Raw genomic sequence first — 22,799 nt, 5'->3', positions numbered from 1 at the left:
CCGCCGCGGGACGACGCTGTCCCGCGGCGGCGGACGCGCACCGACGTGACTCCAGGTTCGGTGCCGCGGGTTTCGGGGAGGTTAGGCCGCCGTTGAGTTCGTGGGGACACCCGGCCGCCCGCGCGTGGCCCCGCCCCGCGTTCAGGGCCGCCCGAACTCCAGCTCCCCGTCCTTCCAGACCGCCGCGACCTGCGGGACCCCGGGCCGGTAGGCCAGGTACAGGTGGTTGGGGGCGTCCAACAGGACCAGGTCGGCCCGCGCGCCGGGCGCCAGGTGGCCCACGTCGTCGCGGCGCAGCGCCCGGGCGCCGCCCGCGGTGGCCGCCCACACCGCCTCGTCGGGGGTCATCCCCATCTCGCGGACGGCGATCGCGATACAGAAGGCCAGGCTGGAGGTGAAGCAGGACCCGGGGTTGCAGTCGCTGGCCAGGGCGACGAGGGCGCCGGCGTCCAGGAGCGCGCGGGCGTCGGGGTAGGGCTGGCGGGTGGAGAAGTCCACCCCCGGCAGCAGGGTGGCGACCGTGGGCTCGGGGCGCGCGGCGGCCTGGACCAGGGCGTCCACGTCCTCCGGCTCCAGGTAGGTGCAGTGGTCGACCGAGGCGGCGCCCACCTCGACCGCCAGGCGCACGCCCGGCCCCGGGCCCAGCTGGTTGCCGTGCACGCGGGGCAGCAGGCCCCGCGCGGCCCCTGCGGTGAGCACCCGCCGGGAGGCCTCCTCGTCGAAGGCGCCGCGCTCGCAGAAGACGTCGATCCACCGGGCGTGCGGCGCGCAGGCCTCCAGCATGGAACCGGTGACCAGGTCGACGTACCCCTGGGGGTCGTCGGCGTACTCGGGGGCGACCACGTGCGCGCCCAGGAAGGTCACCTCTTCGGTGACGCGTCCGGCCACGGCGAGGCTGCGCCGCTCGTCCTCGACGGTCAGCCCGTAACCGGACTTGACCTCCAGGGTGGTGGTGCCCTGGGCCCGGGCCTCGCGGACGAGCCGCCGGGCACGCGCGAGCAGGTCGGCGTCCCCGGCCCGGCGGGTGGCGGCCACGGTGGTGCGGATCCCGCCGGCCGAGTAGGGCCGCCCGCTCATCCGGGCGGCGAACTCGCGGCTGCGGTCGCCCGCGAACACCAGGTGGGAGTGGCTGTCCACGAACCCGGGCAGTACGCACCGACCCGCGGCGTCCACGCGCGCGTCGGCGGCGGGCGCCTGCGCGCGCGGGCCCGACCAGGCCACCCGGCCGTTCTCGATGACCAGGGCGGCGTCCTCGACCTCCCCCACCGCCCCCCGCCCCAGAGAGGGGTCGTTGGTGACCAGGGTGGCGATGTCGTCGATGACGATGCTCTCGGGCACGTCGCTCATCGGCTGGTGGGGCGCGGCGGACCGGTCCGCGGACCGGGTTCGGGCGCCCGCCTCCTCTCCGGTGTGGGATGACAACTGCTCGGGACGGGCCGGGGGCGCGTCCCGCCTCACGTGTACAGCTCGGCGACGGCCGCGTCGAGCACCCGGGCGGTGTCGGGCACCAGGGTGTGCACGCCCTCGCGCACGATCCAGCGCCCGTCCGCCATCACGTGCCGCACGTCGGCGGCGGTGGCCGCGAAGACCACGGCGTCGGCGGCCCGGCGCGGGTCGGCCCCGGCCAGGCGCAGGCCGTCCAGGGGGACGTTGACCAGGTCCGCCCGGGCCCCGGCGGCCAGGACACCGGCTTCGGGCCGCGCACCGGTGCCCCGGTCCGCGCCCTCCCGGGTCCAGCCCAGCGAGGCGTGCCCCTGTACGGTGGCGGCGCGCAGCAGCGCCCCGGCGTCCAGGGTGCCGCGCCGGTGGGTGCGTAGGCGCTCGTGCAGCTCGACCGCCCGGGCCTCCTCGAACAGGTCGGTGTGGGCGTGCTGGTCGGTACCCAGGCTGAGCGGGGCGGGAAGCAGGTCGCCGGTGCGCGGCAGCCCGTCCGCCAGGTCCCGTTCGGTGGTGGGGCACAGGCACACGGTCGCCCCCGACAGGCGCACGTCGGCGACGTCGCCGTCGGTCAGGTGGGTGGCGTGCACCAGGCTGGTGCGGCCGGTGAGCGCGCCCGCGTCGGCGAGCAGGGCCGTGGGGGTGCGGCCGTGGGCGGCCAGGCAGGCGGTGTTCTCCGCGGGCTGCTCGGAGACGTGGACGTGCAGCGGCGCCCCGCGTTCGGCCGCGAACCCGGCGACCTCGGACAGCCCCGCGACCGGGACGGCTCGGACCGAGTGGATGGCCGCTCCCGTGCGCGCGTGGTCGGCGCTGGGGGCGAAGGCGCCCGCGCGCTCCGCCCAGCCCGCCGTGTCACCGTCGCCGAACCGCAGCTGGGGACCGGTCAGGGGCTGGTGGGCGCCCCGGGCGTCCAGGCCCCCGGACAGGTAGCACGCGTCCAGCACGGTGACGCGGATCCCCGCGTCGGCCGCCGCGGCCACCAGGGCGTGCCCCATGGCGTTGGGGTCGGCGTAGGGGGTGCCGCCGGGGGCGTGGTGCAGGTAGTGGAACTCGCCCACGCAGGTGATCCCGGCCAGGGCCATCTCGGCGTAGACGGCCCGGGCGAGCCGGTGGTAGCCGTCCGGGTCCAGGCGGTCGGCCACGCGGTACATCGTCTCGCGCCAGGTCCAGAAGGAACCGCCGTTCGCGTGGGTGCGCCCCCGCAGGGCCCGGTGGAAGGCGTGCGAGTGGGCGTTGGCCAGGCCGGGCAGGGTCAGCCCCGACAGCACCTCGGCCCCGGCGGGTGCGGGCACCCCCGCCTCCACCGAGGCGATCCGGCCGCCGTCCAGGCGCACGAGCACGCCGGGCTCGGGGACCGCGCCCCCCGTCCAGGCCCACTCGCACCACACCGGGTCGCCGCGCCGCCTCCCGCCCCCGGGTCGTCCGGACGCGGTCTGTTCAGTCACATGTGTCGAGGTCACCCCCGCTCCTCTCGGGCAGGGCGGGCCAGCAGGTCCTGCAGGACGTCGGCGAGGGCGAGCACCCCGGCGTGGCAGTCCCCGGGCCGGGCCCACTCCCGGGGGGAGTGCGACACCCCGGTCGGGTTGCGCACGTAGAGCATCGCGGTGGGCACGTGAGCGGCGAGCACCCCCGCGTCGTGCCCGGCGCCGGTCGGCAGCACGGGGACCCCGGGCCCGGGGGCGCGGGAGGCGACCACCGCGGCCAGCCGGTCGCGCAGGCCGTGCGCGAAGGACACCAGCGGGGACCGGGACTCGGCGGCCACCTCCAGGCCCACGCCGTGCTCGCGGGCGGCCAGCCCGGCCGCCTCGCGCACCCCGGACACGACCGCCTCCAGCGCGTCCTCGTCGGCGGCACGCGCGTCCAACCATGCACTGACCAGCGACGGGATGGCGTTCGTGCCGTTGGGGACGACCCTGGCCCGGGCCACGGTGGCCCGGGCGTCGTGCTGCTCGGCCAGGACGCGGGCGGCCAGGACCGCGTGCGCGAAGGGCAGCACCGGATCGGCGCGGTCGGCCAGGCGGGTGGTCCCGGCGTGGTCGGCCCGTCCGGTGAAGTCCATCCGCCAGCGCCCGTGCGGCCAAATAGCGCTGGCCACCCCCACCGGGTGCGGGGTCTCCTCCAACGCGCGGCCCTGCTCCACGTGGAGTTCGACGAACACGTCCAGGTCCGCCAGCGCCCCGGGGTCGGCTCCCAGGGCGTCGGGGTCGTGTCCGGCGGCCTCCATCGCCCGCGCCCAGGTGGTGCCCCCTGCGTCGGTCAGGCCGCGGGCGCGCTCGGGGGAGATCTCCCCGGCCGTCAGGCGGCTGCCCAGGCAGGGGACGCCGAACCGGCCGCCCTCCTCCTCTGTGAAGACCGTGACGGCCAGGGGCCGCCCGGGGCGGACCCCGCGCCGGCGCAGCTCATCCACCGCGGCCAGGGCGCTGACCACGCCGAGGGGGCCGTCGAAGGCGCCGCCGTCGGGCACCGAGTCCAGGTGGGAGCCGGTGGCCACGGCCCCCGGCCCGGGGTCCCCCCACCAGGCCCACAGGTTGCCGTTGCGGTCGGCGCGCACGTCCAGGCCGCGCGAGCGGGCGGCCTCGGTGAACCAGGCGCGGACCTCGGCGTCGGAGCCGTTCCAGGCGTGGCGGTGGTAGCCGCCGCTGCCGGGGTCGCGCCCCAGGGGTTCCAGCTCGGCCCACAGGCGGTCGAAGGCCTCGGGGCCCGAGGGGGTGTACGGGTCGTTCACGGGTGTGTCCCCACGTCGGTACGGACGGATTCGGATGTACGGAACCGCGTCAGCCGTCCTCGCTCATGGGGACGCGGATGCCGTGCTCCCGGGCCACGCGCCCGGCCTCCTCGTACCCGGCGTCCACGTGCCGGATGACGCCCGTGGCGGGGTCGTTGGTGAGCACCCGCTCCAGCTTGGCGGCCGCCAGGTCGGTGCCGTCGGCGACACTGACCTGCCCGGCGTGCAGGGAGCGGCCCATGCCCACGCCGCCGCCGTGGTGGATGGACACCCAGGAGGCGCCGGAGGAGGTGTTGACCAGGGCGTTGAGCAGCGGCCAGTCGGCGATGGCGTCGGAGCCGTCCCGCATCGCCTCGGTCTCGCGGTAGGGAGAGGCCACCGAACCGGTGTCCAGGTGGTCGCGGCCGATGGCCAGCGGCGCCGACACCTCGCCCGAGGCGACCAGTTCGTTGAACCGCGCCCCCGCGGCGGCGCGCTCGCCCTGGCCCAGCCAGCAGATGCGGGCGGGCAGCCCCTGGAAGGCGACCCGCTCCCCGGCCATGCGGATCCAGCGGGCCAGGTGCTCGTTGTCGGGGAACAGGTCCAGGACGGCCCGGTCGGTGCGGGCGATGTCGGCGGGGTCGCCGGACAGCGCCGCCCACCGGAACGGCCCCTTCCCCTCGCAGAACAGCGGCCGGATGTAGGCGGGCACGAAGCCGGGGAAGTCGAAGGCGCGGGTGAAGCCGCCGCTGCGGGCCTCGTCGCGGATGGAGTTGCCGTAGTCGAAGACCTCGGCGCCCGCGTCCTGGAAGCCGACCATGGCCTCCACGTGCGCGGCCATGGACGCGCGCGCCCGGGCGGTGAACTCCTCGGGCTTGGCCGCGGCCAGGGCCCGCCAGTCCTCGAAGGCCACCCCGGCGGGCAGGTAGGCCAGCGGGTCGTGGGCGGAGGTCTGGTCGGTGACCACGTCGACCGGCGCCCCGCGCGAGAGCAGTCCGGGCAGGACCTCGGCGGCGTTGCCGAGGACGCCCACCGACAGGGGGCGGCGCTCGTCGCGCGCCCGCACGGCCAGCTCCAGGGCGTGGTCCAGGCTGTCGGCGCGCACGTCCAGGTAGCGGTGCTCGATGCGGCGGTCGATCCGGGTGGGGTCGCACTCGACCACGATCGCCACGCCGTCGTTCATGGTCACGGCCAGCGGCTGGGCGCCGCCCATGCCGCCGAGCCCCGCGGTCAGGGTGATGGTCCCGGCCAGCGTGCCGCCGAACCTCTTGGCGGCGACGGCGGCGAAGGTCTCGTAGGTGCCCTGCAGGATGCCCTGGGTGCCGATGTAGATCCACGAACCGGCGGTCATCTGCCCGTACATGGTCAGGCCCTGGGCCTCCAGGCGGCGGAACTCGGGCCAGTTCGCCCAGTCCCCCACCAGGTTGCTGTTGGCGATGAGCACGCGGGGCGCCCACTCGTGGGTGCGCACGACGCCGACCGGGCGCCCCGACTGCACGAGCAGGGTCTCGTCGCCCTCCAGGTCGCGCAGGGTGGCGGTGATGCGGTCGAAGCTGCGCCAGTCGCGGGCGGCCCGGCCGGTACCGCCGTAGACGACCAGGTCCTCGGGGTGCTCGGCGACCTCGGGGTCGAGGTTGTTGTGGAACATGCGCAGGGCGGCCTCCTGCGGCCAGCCCTTCGCGGTCAGGGCGGTGCCGCGCGCGGCGCGGACGGTACGGCTCATGCGGATCTCCTCAGGGCCTTCAGACGAGGGGGACGACGGACTCGGCGGCCTCGACCACCGTGCCGTCGGTGACCAGGTCGGTGACGGCGGCGATCTCGGGTGACAGGTGGCGGTCGGGCCCGGGGCCGGGGACCCTCTCGCGGACCGCGCGCAGCACGGCGCCGGTCGCGGGGCCGGGCTCCAGCGGAGAGCGCAGGTCCAGGGCGCGGGCGGCGGTGAGCAGCTCCACCGCCAGGACGCTGGCCAGGCCGTCCACGGCTCGGCGCAGCTTGCGTGCGGCCGCCCAGCCCATGGAGACGTGGTCCTCCTGCATGGCCGAGCTGGGGATGGAGTCAACGCTGGCGGGCACGGCCAGGCGCTTGAGCTCGGAGACGATGGCGGCCTGGGTGTACTGGGCGATCATGTGCCCGGAGTCCACGCCCGGGTCGTCGGCGAGGAAGGCGGGCAGGCCGTGTGAGCGCGCCACGTCGAGCATGCGGTCGGTGCGCCGCTCGGCGATGGAGGCGGTGTCGGCCACCGCGATGGCCAGGAAGTCGAGCACGTAGGCCACGGGCGCGCCGTGGAAGTTGCCGTTGGACTCCACCCGGCCGTCGTCCAGGACCACCGGGTTGTCGATGACGCTGTCGAGTTCGCGTCCGGCCACGAGCAGGGCGTGGGCCAGGGTGTCGCGGGCGGCTCCGGCGACCTGCGGTGCACAGCGCAGCGAGTAGGCGTCCTGGACCCGGTTGCAGTCGGGGCCGCGGTGGGAGGCCACGATCGGGGAGTGCGCGAGCAGGTGGCGCAGGTTGGCTGCGGAGGCGGCCTGGCCGGGGTGCGGGCGCAGCCGCTGCAGCTCCTCGGCGAAGACCCGGTCGGTGCCCAGGAGGGCCTCGACGCTCATCGCGGCGGTGATGTCGGCGACCTTGAGCAGGCGTTCCAGGTCCAGGCAGGCCAGCACGAGCATGCCGAGCATGCCGTCCGTGCCGTTGATGAGGGCCAGGCCCTCCTTGGCGCCCAGCTCCACCGGGCGGATCCCGGCCTCGTGCAGGGCGGTGTGGGCCGGGCGGAGCTCTCCGGAGGCGTCGCGGACCTCGCCCTCCCCCATGAGGGCGAGCGCCACGTGGGAGAGCGGCGCCAGGTCTCCGGAGCAGCCCAGGCTGCCGTACTCGTGCACGACCGGTGTGATGCGCGCGTTGAGCAGCGCGGCGAGGGTCTCGGCCGTGGCCGGCCGCACCCCGGTGTTGCCCGAGGCCAGGGTGCGCAGGCGCAGCAGCATCAGGGCGCGCACGACCTCGGCCTCCACCTCCGCTCCGGTCCCGGCGGCGTGCGAGCGGATGAGCGACCGCTGCAGGCGGGCCCGCAGGTCGGGGGCGATGTGGCGGGTGGCGAGCGCGCCGAAACCGGTGCTGACCCCGTAGGCGGGCACCTCGCCGCGGGCGAGGGACTCCACCCGTTCACGGCCGTGCCGGAGGGCCTTGCGGGCCTCCTCCGCGAGGGTGACGGGCGCGCCGTGGCGGGCGACGCCGAGGATCTGTGCCGGGGTGAGTGGGACGCCGCCGACGACGACGGGAGGAACTGCTGTGGACATGCCCCCCATTTGACCTCTCGTGGTGCCCCTGGTGAAGAGCTGACACGGGGGTTCCGTCTGAGATCTCAGACGTTGTGGGCTGGCGGCCGCCAGGGGGAGTCCTCCTCCCGCCGTGGCGCCCGAGAGCATCGGTTCCGGCCCTCCCGCACCCGCCCTCCGTGCGGGACAATGGGGGCATGAGCCTCGTTCCGGCGGCCACGCGCGCGTTGCGGCTGCTGCGCTTCCTGGCCACCCGCCCCGGACCGGTGTCGGCCTCGGCGATCGCCGCCGAGCTGGGTGTGCCCCGTTCCAGCGTGTACCAGCTGCTGGAGGCCATGGCGGAGGAGGGCTTCGTCACCCACCTGCCCGAGGAACGCCGCTGGGGGCTGGGCGTGGCGGCGTTCGAGATCGGCTCGGCCTACCTGCGCCACGACGGCGTGGAGCGCCTGGCGCGACCCCTGCTGCACCAGCTCACCGAGACCACCGGCGCCACCGCCCACCTGGGCGTCCTGCACGGCGCCGACACCCTGTACCTGCTCAAGGAGCAGCCCCCGCACGCCCCGGCGCTGATCACCGGGGTGGGGGTGCGCCTGCCCGCGCACCTGACCGCCTCGGGGCGGGCCATGCTGGCCCGGCTGCCGCGCGCGCAGGTGCGCGCCCTGTACCCGGACACCGCCGCGTTCACCAGCCGCACCGGGCGCGGACCGGCCACCCCGGGACAGCTGCGCCAGGTGCTGTCCGAGGAGCGGCTCCAGGGCTGGTCGATGGAGGACGGCCAGGTCACCGAGGGGTTCGTGTCGGTGGCGGCGGCCGCGGTGGACCACAACGGCCGTCCGGCGGCGGCGATCAGCCTCACCGTGCCCAGCGCCCGGCCGGTGACCCCGCGGGCGCTGGCCGGACGGGTGCGCGACGCCGCGGCCGAGCTGACCCGGCGCCTGAGCGGCCGCGCCTCACCGTAGCGGGGGCATCCGCTCCACGACGGAGGGCAGCGGGGCGGTGCGCTCGACCATCCGCAGGATCTGCTCCTTGAGATCGCCGGGCACCTGCACGTAGAACTGCGTGGGCGCGTCGACCGCCTCCAGACCCAGGCTCTCGGCGGTCTCGGCCCAGCTGGGCAGTTCGGGATCGGTCCTGTGGGTGTCCAGCACGAACTCGATGAAGTAGGTCAGCCTGCGGCCGCCGATGTGCACCTCGCGCACGCGCCGGATCTCGGCCCAGGAGATGAACGTCCCCTCGCCGGGGAACCACCACTTGCGCTCCTGCAGGACCGTGACGCCGTCGCTGTCGGCGCTGATGCCCTGCCGGGTGATGCGCTGCGGCAGCCCGCGCAGCATGAACACGTTGCTCCCCGGCCCGAGGAAGAGCATGACCAGGCCCGCGAAGGCCCACAGCGACACCGAGCCGACCGTGGCCTCCTGGCGCAGCACGTGCCAGAGCATGGACCCCACGACCACCAGGAAACCCACGGTCAGGGCGGCGGAGAAGTAGGCCGCGGTGATCCACATCCGTGTGTTGGGACCGCGCAGGCTGACGTACCGGCGCAGGTGGGAGACGCTGGTGGGGCGCTGGGACAGGTCGGAGGGAACGCCCGGGGGCGCGGCGGGGGCGTCCGTGGGTTCGGGGGAGGCCATGCCCCCATTCTCGCAACTCCCCGGAGGTGCTCCGTGCGTCGGGCCGAAGCGGGCGCGGCCGCGGTCGGCCAAAGCGCGGGCGGCGGCGGCCGGAGAGCGCTAGAGTCCGCTCCATGCGACCGAACACCAACGAGTACGACACCGAGTTGCGGGTGAACGGAGAGGTCATCGTCCTGGACGGTATGGCCTACCAGGGCCGGACCGTGCTTCCGGAGGGGCCGGAGCGGTTCGCGTGCCTGGAGCGCTGGGCCAAGGGGGTGGCCGAAACCCTGGGCGAGCCGGTGACCTGGCGCGCCATGGAACAGGGGCAGCTCGCCGGGCGCGGAACGGTGCAGCCGGGCCCCGGGGCTCAGAACCGCCGGGCGCTCTGAGCTCCGCACTTGGCGCACTGGAACTTGCGGTCGTCGCCGAGGATCCAGTCGTGGTCCCCGCCGGTGGGGCACGTAGACATCGACACCATCTCCTCACAGGGGCGGTTGGGGGTACGTGGCGATCACTGTATTTCCCACGAACCACACCAGTCCCGAGAATGAGAAAGTCAGTGTCCATATTCATGTCCGGAACGAGATATCGGTCCGTTCGCGGTGTCCGGGAGCCTCCGCACGCGCGTGGGGCCCGTCGCGACGGCGACGGGCCCCACGGCACACCTGGGGGAGTCAGTTCTGCGCGGCCCTCATGTGGGCCTCGACGGCGGCGCGGTCCGCGCGCAGCTTGGCCAGGGCCTCGTCGAGGATGAGCTTGCCCTCCTCGGCGCTGCGGCGCTCCTTCACGTACGCCAGGTGGGTCTTGTACGGCTCGGTGCGCGGCGGAGAGGGGGGGTTCGCCTTGTCCTTGCCCGCGGGGAAACCGCAGCGCGGGCAGTCCCACTCGTCGGGGACCAGCGCCTCGCTCGCGAAGCTGGGCACGACCTCGTGCAGGTTCGCGCAGTAGAACGGAACCCGGATCCGCGGGGCGGCCTCGCCCCGCTCCGCCTCGCCCATGGGGCCGGCTCCGACACGGCTGCCACGGATGGCACTGCCACTACCCACGAAAAACTCCTTCGGCGAACTCGCTCACCGGTTCTCGGGCGAGCTGGACTGTGGACGGGGTGCGTCCCGCGGGTCGCGGGTCACATACCCCGGTTGATCAGCAGGCCGAGGACGACGATGGCGAGGATCCAGGCGACGCCGACACCGACGGTCATCCGGTCGAGGTTGCGCTCGACCACGGACGACCCGCCGAGCGAGGACGTGACGCCGCCGCCGAACATGTCGGAGAGACCGCCGCCCTTGCCCTTGTGCATCAGCACCAGCAGGATCAGCAGCACGCTGAGAAGCATCACGAAGATGGACAGACCGAGGATCACACGCTCACCCGTAGCTCGACCCCGAAGCGGGGGGATGGACACCTCGATCTCCCGTTTCCCGACGGCGACTGCGGCGGTACCGCCGCGCCGGGCCCAGACGGGTGTCGGAGAAGGAGGAGACCGGGGACAATTTCGGATTTTACCGTGCCCATGGCGGCACGGGCGGGGAAACCGCGAGGCACGGAGAACCCCAAAGCGAAGTCTAGCCCGACTGGCGACCGGTCGGGCACCCCGCCCGTCACCATCCGGTATCGAAGGGTGACGGACGGGGCCGCAGGGCGGCTACCGCTCGCCGAAGCGGATGATCTTCACGAACTCGTCGGCCTTGAGGCAGGCACCGCCGACCAGGGCGCCGTCGACGTCGTCCTGGGCCATGATGCCGGGGGCGTTGTCGCCCTTGACCGACCCGCCGTACAGGACCCGCACCGCGTCCGCGACCTCGGGGGAGTACAGCTCGGCCAGGCGCCCGCGGACCGCCGAGCACACCTCCTGGGCGTCCTCGGGGGTGGCGACCTCGCCGGTGCCGATCGCCCACACCGGCTCGTAGGCGACGACGATCCGCTCCGCCTGCTCGACGGGGACCTCCTTGAGGGCGCCGTCCAGCTGGGCCAGGACGTGCTCGACCTGCCGGCCCGCCTTGCGCACCTCCAAGCCCTCCCCCACGCACAGGATGGGGACGAGGCCGTTCTTGAAGGCGGCCTTGACCTTGGTGTTGACCAGGGCGTCGTCCTCGTGGTGGTACTCGCGGCGCTCGGAGTGGCCCACGAGCACGTAGGAGCAGTCCAGTTTGGCCAGCATGGCCCCGGAGACCTCGCCGGTGTAGGCGCCCTTGTCGTGCGCGGAGATGTCCTGGGCGCCGTAGCCGATCCGCAGCTTGTCGCCGTCGACCAGCGTCTGGACGCTGCGCAGGTCGGTGAAGGGCGGCAGGACGACGATCTCGGCGGCCTCGTAGTCCTTGTCCTTGAGCGCGAACGCCAGCTTCTGGACGAGGGCGATGGCCTCCAGGTGGTTGTTGTTCATCTTCCAGTTGCCCGCGATGAGCGGCAGGCGCTGGGACATGTCGGTACTTCCTTACCAGGGGTCGAAGAGGGGCTACTTGAGTGCGTCGATACCGGGCAGGTCCTTGCCCTCCAGGTACTCCAGGCTGGCGCCGCCGCCGGTGGAGATGTGGCCGAAGGCCGCCTCGTCGAAGCCGAGCGCGCGCACGGCCGCGGCGGAGTCGCCGCCGCCGACCACGGTGAAGGCGTCGGAGTCGACCAGGGCCCGGGCCAGCGCCCGGGTGCCGCCCGCGTAGGGCTCCATCTCGAACACGCCCATGGGGCCGTTCCAGAACACGGTCCGGGCGTCGGCGAGCTTCTCGGCGAAGAGCGCCTGGCTGCGGGGGCCGATGTCCAGGCCCATCCGGTCGGCCGGGATGGCGTCCACGTCCACGGCCGCGTGCGCGGCGTCGGCGGCGAACTTCTCGGCGGCCACCACGTCCACCGGCAGGACGATCTCCACGCCCTCGCGCTCGGCGCGCTCCAGGTAGCCCCGGACCGTGTCGAGCTGGTCGGCCTCCAGGAGGCTGGAGCCGACCTCGTAGCCCTGCGCCCTGAGGAAGGTGAAGACCATGCCGCCGCCGATGAGCAGGCGGTCGGCGGTGCCCAGGAGGTTGTCGATGACGCCGAGCTTGTCGGAGACCTTGGACCCGCCCAGGACCACGGCGTAGGGGCGCTGGGGGTCGCCGGTGAGCTTGCGGAGCACCTCGACCTCGGTCAGCACCAGGCCGCCGACGGCGTGGGGCAGCTTGCCGGGCAGGTCGTAGACGCTGGCGTGCCTGCGGTGCACGGCGCCGAAGGCGTCGCCCACGTACAGGTCGGCCAGCTGGGCGAAGCGGTCGGCGAGCTCGCCGCGCTCGGCGTCGTCCTTGCTGGTCTCGCCCGGTTCGAAGCGCACGTTCTCCAGCAGCGCCACCTGGCCCTCCTCCAGCGCGGCGCAGGTGGCGCGGGCCGACTCCCCCGCGGTGTCGGCGGCGAAGGCCACCTCGGCGCCGAGCAGCTCACCCAGGCGCGCGGCGACGGGGCGCAGGGAGTAGCGGGGATCGGGGGCGCCCTTGGGGCGGCCCAGGTGGGCGGCGACGATCACGCGGGCGCCGCGCTCGCGCAGGGCGGCGATGGTCGGCACGGCCGCGCGGATGCGGCCGTCGTCGGTGATCCGCTCGCCGTCCAGGGGCACGTTCAGGTCGGCCCGGACGAACACGCGCTTGCCGGAGACGTCGAGGTCGTCGATCGTCCGCATGCTGGTCTCCTCGTGGAATGTGGGGTTGGACGGTGGATCGGGGCGCGCACGACGGCACCCCTCCGCGCGCGCCAGCGGGCGAAGGGGTGCCGTCTCACGCGCCGGTGGCCATGAGGGCCGCGGGCGCCTACAGGCCGGAACCGACCAGCTTGGCCAGGTCGACCAGGCGGTTGGAGTAGCCCCACTCGTTGTCGTACCAGCCGACGATCTTGACCTGCTTGCCGAAGGCCATGGTCAGTTTGGAGTCGAAGGTGCACGAGGGCGAGGTGCCGACGATGTCGGAGGAGACGATCTCGTCCTCGGTGTAGAGGAGGACGTCCTTGAGCGGACCCTCGGCGGCGGCCTTGAACGCGGCGTTGACCTCGTCCTTGGTGACCTCGCGGTCCAGGGTGACGACCAGGTCGGTCACCGAGCCGTCCGGCACGGGGACGCGCATGGCCATGCCGTCCAGCTTGCCCTGCAGCTCCGGGATGACCAGGGCGGTGGCCTTGGCGGCACCGGTGGTGGTCGGGATGATGTTCTGCGCGGCGGCGCGGGCGCGGCGCAGGTCCTTGTGCGGGAAGTCCAGGATGACCTGGTCGTTGGTGTAGGCGTGCACCGTGGTCATCAGGCCCTGCTGGATACCGAAGTTGTCCAGGAGCACCTTGGCCATCGGCGCCACGCAGTTGGTGGTGCACGAGGCGTTGGAGATGACGTGGTGGTTGGCCGCGTCGTACTTGTCGTCGTTGACGCCCATGACGACGGTCAGGTCCTCGCCCTTGGCCGGGGCGGAGATGATGACCTTCTTGGCGCCGGCCTCGATGTGCTTCTTGGCGTCCTCGGCCTTGGTGAAGCGGCCGGTGGACTCGATGACGACGTCCACGTTCAGGTCCGACCACGGCAGCTGGGCCGGGTCGCGCTGGGCCAGGACCTTGACGCTCTTGTCACCCACGCGGACGAAGTCCTCGCCGACCTCGATGTCACCCTCGAGGGTGCCCAGGACGGTGTCGTACTTGAGCAGGTGCGCGAGCGTCTTGGTGTCGGTGAGGTCGTTGACCGCGACGATTTCGATGTCGCTGCCGCCAGCGGCGACCGCGCGCCAGAAATTGCGGCCGATCCGACCGAAGCCGTTGACGCCTACACGGATGGTCACGGAACCAATCTCCTCATATATCGCACATCATTTGCACCCGGACATTCGCCCCGCCTGGAACGCGGTGCGCACGGGCGAACCGGGCAGCCGCGATGAGCAGGGTCAACACGCATCGGGTGTTGACGAAGAGCCTAGCGGAGCACGGACGGACAACCGCTGCTGGGCCGTAGCCGAACTCCGCCGACCCTTGTGGATTCGCGACCATCCTGGCACCGCGCGCGCTAAAGGTCTATACCATTGTCGGAAGTTATCCGCCGGTTTGTGCAGTTAACAAAGCCGAACATCGGTGTTACGCGGGCGTCGCGGACGGGTGGCCCCCGGTGTCACGGAACGAGCATGTCCGGGGTGAGGTTGGCCTCGGTCCCCTCGATGCCCAGGTCGCTGGCGCGCTTGTCGGCCATCGCCAGCAGCCGGCGGATCCGGCCCGCGATGGCGTCCTTGGTCAGCGGCGGCACCGAGAGCTGGCCCAGCTCCTCCAGGGAGGCCTGCTTGTGCGCCAGGCGCAGCTGGCCCGCGGCCACCAGGTGCTGGGGGGCGTCCTCGCCCAGGATCTCCAGGGCCCGCTCCACGCGGGCCCCCGCGGCCACCGCCGCGCGGGCGCTGCGCCGCAGGTTGGCGTCGTCGAAGTTGGCCAGCCGGTTGGCGGTCGCGCGCACCTCCCGGCGCATCCGCCGCTCCTCCCACGCCAGCACGCTCTGGTGCGCCCCCAGCAGGGTCAGCAGCGCGCCGATGGAGTCGCCGTCGCGCACCACCACCCGGTCCACACCGCGCACCTCGCGGGCCTTGGCGTGCACCTTCAGGCGGCGGGCGGCCCCCACCAGCGCCAGGGCCGCCTCCGGTCCGGGGCAGGTGACCTCCAGCGACATCGACCGGCCCGGCTCGGTCAGCGAGCCGTGTGCGATGAAGGCGCCCCGCCACGCCGACTCCGCGTCGCAGGCCCCGCCCGCCACCACGTGCCGGGGCAGGCCCCGCACGGGACGGCCGTTGCTGTCCACCAGCCCCGTCTGCCGGGCCAGGGACTCGCCGTCCTTGATCACCCGCACCACGTACCGGTTGCCCTTGCGCAGACCGCTCGGGGAGAGCACCACCACCTCGGACTCGTGCCCGAAGACCTCGGAGATGTCCTTGCGCAGGCGGCGCGCGGCGGCGCCCGTGTCGAGCTCGGCCTCGATCACGATGCGCCCGCCCACCAGGTGCAGGCCGCCGGTGAACCGCAGGATGGTGGACACCTCCGCCTTGCGGCAGCATGGCTTGAGAATGGCCAGACGGCTCAACTCATCCTTCACCACGCCGGTCATCGCCATCGCTGAGGTCCTCCCCGTCACACTCCTGGTCCCGATGCCGCGCACTCGGCACCGGGTGCGCCCGCGACCCCGTCGCGGGCGGCTTTCTCCGTGGCAGACTACGTCACGGGACGCCGACTGCCGATCCCCGCACGGCGTGTTGCGCACGCACCGCCCGCCCCGGGGACGGGCCCTGTCGGCCTTCGTGCCGGTGTGCCATCAATTGCGCTCGGCCCGCGGAAACGGGGCCGCCCGGCACCGCCTCACCCCTCCAGAATCCGCTCGAAGGCCGCCGCGAGGCGGTCGGGGTCGTGGCGCGGGGTGCCGTCCTCACGGGACAGGTGGGCCAGCTCCAGGCGCCCGCCCAGCCGGCCGACCACCGCCTTGAGCGGACCGACCTCCTCCACGGTCCCCCGGTCGGCGAGCACCACGTCCACGCCGAGCTTGGGAGCGTGCTCGTGCAGCACCTCCAGGTAGGTCTCGGGCCTGAAACCGTCGGTCTCCCCCCGCTGGGGCGACAGGTTCAGCGCCACCACGCGCTTGGCCCGGGTGGTGACCAGGGCGTGCGCCAGGTCGGGGACCAGCAGGTGGGGCAGCACGCTGGTGAACCACGACCCGGGTCCGAACACCACCCAGTCGGCCTCGCGCACCGCCTTGACCGCCTGCGGGCTGGCGGGCGGGTCCCGCGGGATCAGGGAGATGGAGCGCACCCTGCCGCTCGTGCTCGCGCACGCCACCTGGCCGCGCACCGTCGTCAGCGCCTCGGGCCGTTCCGGGTCGATCCCCGACACCTCCGCGGCGATGTCCAGCGGCACCGACGACATCGGCAGGACCCGGCCGTGCGCGCCCAGCAGCTGGCCCACCCAGTCCAGGCCCGCCACCGAGTCGCCGAGCAGCTCCCACAGGGCCACGATCAGGAGGTTGCCGACCGCGTGGCCGTGCAGCTCTCCCTCCGAGCGGAACCGGTGCTGGATCACCTGGCTCCAGGTGTGCCCCCACTCGTCGTCGCCGCACAGCGCGGCCAGCGCCATGCGCAGGTCACCGGGCGGCAGCACCCCCAGTTCCCTGCGGAGCCGACCGCTGGACCCCCCGTCGTCGGCGACCGTCACGATCGCCGTCACGTCGGTGGTCACCCGTCGCAGGGCCGACAGGGAGGCGTGCAGACCGTGCCCGCCCCCCAACGCGACCACCCGGGGCGGGCGCGGCCCGTCCCCGTCGGGTGTTGTGCTCTTCGCCATGCCTGTGGCCTGCCCCTCGTCCCATGTCCACCCGGACGAATCGGACCGTACCACCGAGAACGGTGCACCGCAGGCCGACGGGACGCCGTCCGGCCGATCCCGACCGGACTCACGGCCCCCGGGGCCCGCACCGGGCTCACTCGCGGCCCACGTCCCGGTGTACCACGTGCACGTCCACGCCCTGCCCGCGCAGCCGGTCGGCGAACTGCTCGGCCATGGCCACGCTGCGGTGCTTGCCGCCGGTGCAGCCCACCGCCAGGGTCATGTAGTGCTTGCCCTCGCGCTGGTACCCGGCGATGGTCAGCCGCAGGACCTCGGTGTAGGCCTCCAGCATCTCCTTGGCACCGTCCTGGGACAGGACGTAGTCGCTCACCGGCTGGTCGCGCCCGTTCATGGGCCTGAGCTCGGGCACCCAGTGGGGGTTGGGGAGGAAACGGCAGTCCAGCACGAGGTCGGCGTCCACGGGCAGCCCGTGCTTGAAGCCGAAGGAGACCACGTTGGCGCGGGGACGGGCGCCGTCGCTCTGCCCGAAGAAGCCGATCACCCGGGCCTTGAGCTGGTGCACGTTGAGCTGGGAGGTGTCGATGACCAGGTCGGCCTCGCCGCGCACGGTGCGCAGGGTCTCGCGCTCGCGGTCGATGCCGTCGGTCAGGCGGCCGTCGCCCTGGAGGGGGTGGGGTCTGCGCACGCTCTCGAAGCGGCGGACCAGCGCCTCGTCGCTGGCCTCCAGGTAGAGCACGCGCACCGTGATGTCGCGCCTGCGCAGCTCCTCCACCGTGGACAGCAGGTCCTCGGTGAAGGCCAGCGAGCGCACGTCCACGACCACCGCCACGCGCGGCACGGCGCCGTGCGTGCGCCCGGCCAGCTCGATCATGGTCGGCAACAGGCCCGGAGGCAGGTTGTCCACCACGAACCAGTCCAGGTCCTCCAGCGCCCTGGCAGCCGTGCTGCGGCCCGCACCGGACATGCCGGTGACGATGACCACCTCGGGCGGTAGCTCCCCGCCCAGTTCGACCGTCATACGTCTCCTCCCCCGTCAGTGGTGTGTCGTTGTGGTGCCCCGTCCCCCGGCCCACCCGCTTCGGCGGGGCTCCCGGACAGGTGCGTGTGCACGGCCTCGGCCAGTTTGGGGCCGATACCGGGCACCGCGGCGATCTCCTCGGCCGAGGCCGAGGCCAAACGTCTGACCGATCCGAACTCCCGGAGCAGCGCCGTCCTGCGTGACGGACCGAGCCCGGGGAGTTCGTCCAGGCTGCTGCCGGTGAGCGCCTTGGCCCGCCGCTGGCGGTGGTAGCGGATCGCGAAGCGGTGCGCCTCGTCGCGCACCCGCTGGAGCAGGTACAGGCCCTCGCCCGCGCGGGGCAGGACCACCGGGTCGTCCTCACCGGGCAGCCACACCTCCTCCAGGCGTTTGGCCAGACCGCACACGGCGACGTCCTCGATCCCGAGCTCGTCCAGAGCGCGGCGCGCCGCCTCGGCCTGGGGCCGGGCGCCGTCCACCACCACCAGGTTAGGCGGATAGGCGAACTTCCCGGGTGACGGTTCGCCGTCGCCTGGGTTACCACCGTGGTCACCCGTCTCGCCCATGCGGGCGACCTCGCCGCTGCGGGCGCTCTCCTCCAGGTAGCGCCGGAAGCGCCGGCGGACCACCTCGTACATGGCGGCGACGTCGTGCTGCTCGCGTCCGCCCTCACCGCTGCCGCGCACGGAGAAGCGGCGGTACTCGGACTTGCGGGCCAGCCCGTCCTCGAAGACCACCATGGAGGCCACCACGTGCTCTCCCTGGAGGTTGGAGATGTCGAAGCACTCGATGCGCAGGGGCGCCTCGGGCAGCTCCAGGGCCTCCTGGATCTCGTTGAGCGCGCGGCTGCGGGTGCTCAGGTCCCCGGCCCGGTGGGTCTTGTGCCGGGCCAGCGCCTCGCGGGCGTTGCGCTCCACGGTCTCCATGAGGGACCTCTTGTCGCCCCGGCGGGGCACCCGCAGGTCCACCGCCGAACCCCGGTGCTCCGAGAGCCAGGCGGCCATCGCCTCCGGGTCTGCCGGCTCGTGGGAGACCAGGACCTCGCGGGGCACGGCGGTGCCGGTGCCCGCGGTCTCGTCGGCGCCCTCGGTGGGGCCGTAGAGCTGGCCCAGGAAGGTCGAGACCAGCTCGGCCGGGGAGTCGTCGGCGACCTTGTCCACGACGTAGCCGCGCTGGCCGCGGATCCGGCCGCCGCGCACGTGGAAGATCTGCACGGAGGCCTCCAGCGGGTCGTCGGCCATGGCGATGACGTCGCAGTCGGTGGAGTCGGGCAGGACGACGGCCTGCTTCTCCAGGGCGGCGCGCAGGGCCCCGATGTCGTCGCGGATGCGGGCGGCCCGCTCGTACTCCATCTCCTGGGCGGCCTCGCGCATCCTCCCCTCCAGTTCGCGGATGAAGCGGCCGGTCTCGCCCGCCAGGAAGGAGCAGAAGTCCTCGGCCAGGGCCCGGTGCTCCTCGGGGGTGGTCCTGCCCACGCAGGGGGCCGCGCACTTGCCGATGTAGCCGAGCAGGCAGGGGCGGCCGCTGTTGCGGGCGCCGCGGAACACCCCCGCCGAGCAGGTGCGCACGGGGAAGACCCGCAGCAGCAGGTCGACGGTCTCGCGGATGGCCCAGGCGTGCGAGTAGGGGCCGAAGTAGCGCACGCCCTTCCGTTTGGTGCCGCGCATGACCTGGACCCGGGGGAACTCCTCGTTCAGGGTCACCGCCAGGTAGGGGTAGCTCTTGTCGTCGCGGTACTTGACGTTGAAACGGGGGTCGTACTGCTTGATCCAGGAGTACTCCAGCTGGAGCGCCTCCACCTCGGTGCCCACGATCGTCCAGTCCACGTCGGCGGCGGTGGAGACCATCTGCTGGGTGCGCGGGTGCAGTCCGGCGAAGTCGCGGAAGTAGGAGGACAGGCGGGAGCGCAGGTTCTTGGCCTTGCCCACGTAGATGACGTGGCCCGACGCGTCCCGGAACCGGTACACGCCCGGCTCGGTCGGAATCGAACCGGGCGCGGGGCGCAGGTGAGGAGTCGCAGCCATGCCTCCATTCTGGTCGGTCGGGACGACATACGGCCAACCGGCGCCCGCGCGCCGTGACCGTGGCGCGCCTCACCCCGGGTGCCGCACCGGCCCCGCCACCCCCGTTACGGACGGCCGGTCGGCCCCGCGGGGGCGGTCGCGTGCAAGACAAACGTCACGATTGAGTATCCCCATGGTCTAGGTTGGGCCAGGACACACGAACTTTCCGACATGGACGACAAGGGGGCCCTTCGTCGTGCTGCTCTCCCAATGGATCGCGATCGGCGTCGCCGTCACGGTCGCGGTACTCCTGGTCTTCGCTCTGCGCTGGGTGCTCAAACACAGGCTGGCCAAGGTCTGGGGCGCCGCCCAGCACGTCGTGGCCCGGACGGCCTTCTCGGGCTACGCCGCGGCCGCCGTGCTGGGCGCCAACCTCGCCCTGCCCAGCGCCCGCGACGTGGGCTGGAGCACCTACCAGACCATCCAGCACTCGATGCGCATCCTCATGATCGCGACGCTGACGGCGCTGGGCATCAGCCTGGCCTACGCCGTCACGGACATGATCCTGGCGCGCCTGTCGATCGCCAACGGGGACGCCGACCGCAAGGCCCGGCGCCTGCAGACCCAGGTGCGGCTTCTGCGCAGGGTGCTCACCTCGATCATCGTGGTGCTGGCCATCGCCGCCATCCTCTTCACCTTCGACCAGGTGCGCGCGCTCGGCGCCGGGCTGCTGGCCTCGGCGGGCATCATCGGTATCGTCGCCGGTGTGGCCGCCCAGTCCACCCTGGGCAACCTGTTCGCCGGGCTCCAGCTGGCCTTCAGCGACGCCCTGCGCATCGGCGACGTGGTCGTGGTCGAGGGCGAGTGGGGCCGGGTCGAGGAGCTCAGCCTGGTCAACGTCACCATCAAGATCTGGGACGAGCGCCGCCTGGTGGTCCCGGTCGCCAACTTCACCACCACCAGCTTCGAGAACTGGACCAAGCAGGGAACCGCGATCACCGCCAAGGTCGAGCTGCCGCTGGACTGGGAGGTGCCCATCGCGGAGCTGCGCGAGGAGGCCGGGCGCCTGATCACCTCCAGCGACCACTGGGACGGGCGCAGCTGGTCCTGCCAGGTCGTCAACATCACCGAGACCGGCGAGGTGATCGTGCGCGTGGTGGCCACGGCGGCCGACACCGGCGCCCAGTGGAACATCGCGTGCCAGATCCGCGAGCACCTGGTGACCTGGCTCGTCGCCAACTACCCCGAGTCCCTGCCGCGCAACCGCACCCAGTTCCTGGCCGCGGACGAGGACGAGGTCACCTACGCCGCCCGGTTCCCCACCTCGGCGTTCCGGCGCCGCGAGCCCAACGGCGTCAGCGGCCCGTCCGGGGGCGACCCCGGCGAGGTCTGACCCCGCACGCCTCCCCGACACGAGCGAGGGCGCCCGGAGCACCGGCTCCGGGCGCCCTCGCTCATGTGCCCCGGGCCGGGGTCCCTCAGGCCCCGGCGGGCCCCTCCAGGACGATGTCGGTGCCGTCCACGGTGACGGTGAACTCCTCCAGCGGCTCCTGGGCCGGTCCCCTGAGCGCCTCCCCTGTGGAGATGTCGAACTCGCTGCCGTGGCACAGGCAGCGGATGACGTCGTCCACCTCCTGCACCGTGCAGCCGCCGTGCGTGCACGCCGCGCTGAAGGCCCGGTAGTCGCCGGGCCCGGGCTGGGTGACCACCAGCTTGCTGTTGCTGAAGACCGCTCCGGCGCCCTCGGGCACGTCGGTGGTCTGACCGACCACGTGGCCGTACCGGACCTCCTGGGGCTTGGGGGCCTCGCCGCCGCAGGCGCTCACGGCCGTGACGGCCGCCGCGGCGGTCCCCGCCGTCCCGAGCAGGCGGCGCCTGCTCATCCCGCACCCGCACGTCCTGTTATCGGCCACGACCGAACGCTCCTCACCTGCTCCGAAATATGCACTACACAATGTAGTAGCTACTCGGGGTGCCCCGTTCCGGAGCGGGACGGGCCTCACGGCCGCCGCCCGCCCGGCGGACCGGACACCCCGCTCAGGCGACGGGAGGAGCTCCCAGGAGGGACCCCCGCGCCGCACACCCGCCGGGTCGCCCCCTCGACCGTGCGGGCCAGCGCCGCGGCGGCGGTCGCGCACCCCGGGGCACCGCGGGCCCGCCCCTGGAGGCCGCCGCGCGTGGCCGTGTGCGACCTCCTCGGCCGAGGACCTCACCGTCCGTCCGCTCACCCCCGGCCCCGGCGGTGCGGCAGAATGAACCCGTCCCCCCGCGAACCCGGACGGCGGTGAGCGCCCGGGGCGCACGAGACGCGCCGCCCCGGACCCGCGTCCCGGGGACGCTGCCACGGTGTCCGGAGAGTAGGTCCAGGTGCGGGTGAACCAGAGCGACGGTGACCAGCGGACCGCGACCGGAGAGCCGGTGCGCCGGGCCACCATGCGCGACGTCGCGGCGCTGTCCGGCGTGAGCATCAAGACGGTCTCCCGCGTCATCAACGGCGTCCCCACCGTCTCCGACGAACTGCGCGACCGCGTCACGCGGGCCATCACGCAGCTGGACTTCCAGCCCAACCTGGCCGCCTCCAGCCTGCGCCGCACCGACGGCGCCACCCAGCAGATCGCCCTGCTGCTGGAGGACGTGGCCAACCCCTTCTCCGCCACCCTGAGCCGAGCGGTGGAGAACGTGGCCCGCGAACACGGCACCCTGGTCTTCGCGGGCAGCCTGGACGAGGAGTCCCAGCGGGAGCTGGAGCTGGTACGGGCGGCCACCCTGCACCGGGTGGACGGGATCATCCTCGTCCCGGCGGCCCCGGACCACGGCTACCTGCACCGGGAGATCCGCACCGGCACCCCGGTGGTGTTCGTCGACCGGCCCCCGCGCGGCCTGGCCGCCGACGCGGTGCTGGCCACCAACGCCGCGGGCGCCCGCGAGGCGGTCCTGCACCTGGCCGACCACGGGCACACCGAGATCGCCTTCCTCGGGGACGAGCGGGGCATCAGCACCGTCGGCGAGCGCCTGGGGGGCTACCGCGCGGCCCTGCGCGAGCGGGGACTGGCCGAGCGGCCCGGCCGGGTGGCCCTGGACCTGCCCGACCCCCGGACCGCGGCCCGCGCCGTCGCCGCCATGCTCGACTCCGCGCACCCGCCCACGGCCCTGTTCACCGCGCAGAACCTCGTCACCATCGGCACCATCCAGGCGCTCCAGGAACGGGGCCTGCACCACGACGTGGCCGTGGTGGGCTTCGACGACTTCCCCATGGCCGACCTGCTCGCGCCCCGGGTGACCGTGGTCGCCCAGGACGTGATGCGCATCGGCACGCTGGCCGTCCGGCGGCTCTTCCAGCGCATCGCGGGCGACAGCAGCCCGCCCCGGGAGGAGCGGGTGCCGACCGCGCTCATCGTCCGCGGCTCCGGGGAGATCCCGCCGCCGGGAGGCTGAACCCCGCCCGGACGCGGACCGGTC

The 22,799-nt window shown here is 73.6% G+C and carries 20 protein-coding genes; 4 read left to right on the top strand and 16 right to left on the bottom strand.

Going from position 1 to position 22,799, the window contains the following annotated elements; all coding sequences use genetic code 11:
• Positions 1 to 141: 141 nt before the first annotated feature.
• From hutI to hutH, 5 genes are all read right to left on the bottom strand, one after another.
• Positions 142 to 1,347 carry an imidazolonepropionase gene (gene hutI, locus FYW95_RS15755; RefSeq protein WP_160050453.1) on the bottom strand — a complete coding sequence of 402 codons (1,206 nt, stop codon included), beginning with the start codon at positions 1,345 to 1,347 and terminating at the stop codon, positions 142 to 144.
• Positions 1,348 to 1,454: 107 nt separating this feature from the next.
• Positions 1,455 to 2,882, bottom strand: coding sequence for a formimidoylglutamate deiminase (locus FYW95_RS15750; protein WP_201294889.1), 1,428 nt, complete (start codon positions 2,880 to 2,882; stop codon positions 1,455 to 1,457).
• Between the two features lie 11 nt (positions 2,883 to 2,893).
• Positions 2,894 to 4,162 (bottom strand): allantoate amidohydrolase, encoded by a 1,269-nt coding sequence (locus FYW95_RS15745; protein ID WP_159943715.1) that lies wholly within the window; start codon positions 4,160 to 4,162, stop codon positions 2,894 to 2,896.
• A gap of 49 nt (positions 4,163 to 4,211) precedes the next feature.
• On the bottom strand, positions 4,212 to 5,864 hold the full coding sequence (gene hutU, locus FYW95_RS15740) for a urocanate hydratase (protein WP_370462405.1): 1,653 nt from the start codon (positions 5,862 to 5,864) through the stop codon (positions 4,212 to 4,214).
• Positions 5,865 to 5,883: 19 nt separating this feature from the next.
• Entirely contained in the window at positions 5,884 to 7,431 is a 1,548-nt protein-coding gene (hutH, locus tag FYW95_RS15735; protein ID WP_160050452.1) for a histidine ammonia-lyase, read from the bottom strand.
• A gap of 176 nt (positions 7,432 to 7,607) precedes the next feature.
• Between hutH and FYW95_RS15730 the strand changes: the two genes are divergently transcribed.
• Positions 7,608 to 8,369 (top strand): IclR family transcriptional regulator, encoded by a 762-nt coding sequence (locus FYW95_RS15730; protein WP_159943717.1) that lies wholly within the window; start codon positions 7,608 to 7,610, stop codon positions 8,367 to 8,369.
• On the opposite strand, the gene FYW95_RS15725 is transcribed toward FYW95_RS15730, so the two are convergent.
• Positions 8,361 to 9,041: a hypothetical protein gene (locus FYW95_RS15725; RefSeq protein WP_159943718.1), complete on the bottom strand. Its 681-nt coding sequence runs from the start codon at positions 9,039 to 9,041 to the stop codon at positions 8,361 to 8,363. The two genes, FYW95_RS15730 and FYW95_RS15725, sit on opposite strands and share 9 nt — an antisense overlap.
• 113 nt (positions 9,042 to 9,154) lie before the next feature.
• Between FYW95_RS15725 and FYW95_RS15720 the strand changes: the two genes are divergently transcribed.
• Positions 9,155 to 9,412, top strand: a complete 258-nt coding sequence (locus FYW95_RS15720; protein WP_159943719.1) for a hypothetical protein — start codon at positions 9,155 to 9,157, stop codon at positions 9,410 to 9,412.
• 285 nt (positions 9,413 to 9,697) lie between these two features.
• Here FYW95_RS15720 and FYW95_RS15715 read toward each other — a convergent pair whose 3' ends face one another.
• From FYW95_RS15715 to uvrC, 9 genes are all read right to left on the bottom strand, one after another.
• A complete protein-coding gene (locus FYW95_RS15715) occupies positions 9,698 to 10,069 on the bottom strand; it encodes an RNA polymerase-binding protein RbpA (protein ID WP_159943720.1) in 372 nt (123 codons plus the stop codon).
• A gap of 80 nt (positions 10,070 to 10,149) precedes the next feature.
• Entirely contained in the window at positions 10,150 to 10,386 is a 237-nt protein-coding gene (gene secG, locus FYW95_RS15710) for a preprotein translocase subunit SecG (RefSeq protein ID WP_159943721.1), read from the bottom strand.
• A gap of 282 nt (positions 10,387 to 10,668) precedes the next feature.
• A complete protein-coding gene (gene tpiA, locus FYW95_RS15705) occupies positions 10,669 to 11,445 on the bottom strand; it encodes a triose-phosphate isomerase (protein ID WP_159943722.1) in 777 nt (258 codons plus the stop codon).
• Positions 11,446 to 11,478: 33 nt separating this feature from the next.
• On the bottom strand, positions 11,479 to 12,663 hold the full coding sequence (pgk, locus tag FYW95_RS15700) for a phosphoglycerate kinase (RefSeq protein ID WP_159943723.1): 1,185 nt from the start codon (positions 12,661 to 12,663) through the stop codon (positions 11,479 to 11,481).
• A 127-nt stretch (positions 12,664 to 12,790) separates the two neighbouring features.
• Complete coding sequence (gene gap, locus FYW95_RS15695) at positions 12,791 to 13,795, bottom strand: type I glyceraldehyde-3-phosphate dehydrogenase (protein ID WP_159943724.1); 1,005 nt, start codon at positions 13,793 to 13,795, stop codon at positions 12,791 to 12,793.
• 323 nt (positions 13,796 to 14,118) lie between these two features.
• On the bottom strand, positions 14,119 to 15,099 hold the full coding sequence (gene whiA, locus FYW95_RS15690; protein WP_159943725.1) for a DNA-binding protein WhiA: 981 nt from the start codon (positions 15,097 to 15,099) through the stop codon (positions 14,119 to 14,121).
• A 242-nt stretch (positions 15,100 to 15,341) separates the two neighbouring features.
• Positions 15,342 to 16,316 carry a gluconeogenesis factor YvcK family protein gene (gene yvcK, locus FYW95_RS15685; RefSeq protein WP_201294881.1) on the bottom strand — a complete coding sequence of 325 codons (975 nt, stop codon included), beginning with the start codon at positions 16,314 to 16,316 and terminating at the stop codon, positions 15,342 to 15,344.
• Positions 16,317 to 16,452: 136 nt separating this feature from the next.
• On the bottom strand, positions 16,453 to 17,337 hold the full coding sequence (gene rapZ, locus FYW95_RS15680) for an RNase adapter RapZ (protein WP_159943726.1): 885 nt from the start codon (positions 17,335 to 17,337) through the stop codon (positions 16,453 to 16,455).
• Positions 17,334 to 19,361, bottom strand: coding sequence for an excinuclease ABC subunit UvrC (uvrC, locus tag FYW95_RS15675; protein ID WP_159943727.1), 2,028 nt, complete (start codon positions 19,359 to 19,361; stop codon positions 17,334 to 17,336). The genes rapZ and uvrC overlap by 4 nt, the downstream gene beginning before the upstream one ends.
• A 235-nt stretch (positions 19,362 to 19,596) precedes the next feature.
• On the opposite strand from uvrC, the gene FYW95_RS15670 reads away from it, so the two are divergent.
• Complete coding sequence (locus FYW95_RS15670; protein ID WP_159943728.1) at positions 19,597 to 20,733, top strand: mechanosensitive ion channel family protein; 1,137 nt, start codon at positions 19,597 to 19,599, stop codon at positions 20,731 to 20,733.
• An 85-nt stretch (positions 20,734 to 20,818) separates the two neighbouring features.
• Here the strand turns inward: FYW95_RS15670 and FYW95_RS15665 are convergent, their stop codons facing one another.
• Entirely contained in the window at positions 20,819 to 21,223 is a 405-nt protein-coding gene (locus FYW95_RS15665; protein WP_159943729.1) for a Rieske (2Fe-2S) protein, read from the bottom strand.
• 550 nt (positions 21,224 to 21,773) lie between these two features.
• Between FYW95_RS15665 and FYW95_RS15660 the strand changes: the two genes are divergently transcribed.
• On the top strand, positions 21,774 to 22,775 hold the full coding sequence (locus FYW95_RS15660; RefSeq protein ID WP_370463245.1) for a LacI family DNA-binding transcriptional regulator: 1,002 nt from the start codon (positions 21,774 to 21,776) through the stop codon (positions 22,773 to 22,775).
• The last annotated feature ends 24 nt before the right edge of the window (positions 22,776 to 22,799 follow it).

Source organism: Nocardiopsis sp. FR4 (assembly GCF_009830945.1).
Lineage (GTDB): Bacteria > Actinomycetota > Actinomycetes > Streptosporangiales > Streptosporangiaceae > Nocardiopsis.
This window is presented reverse-complemented; position numbering and strand designations above follow the sequence as displayed.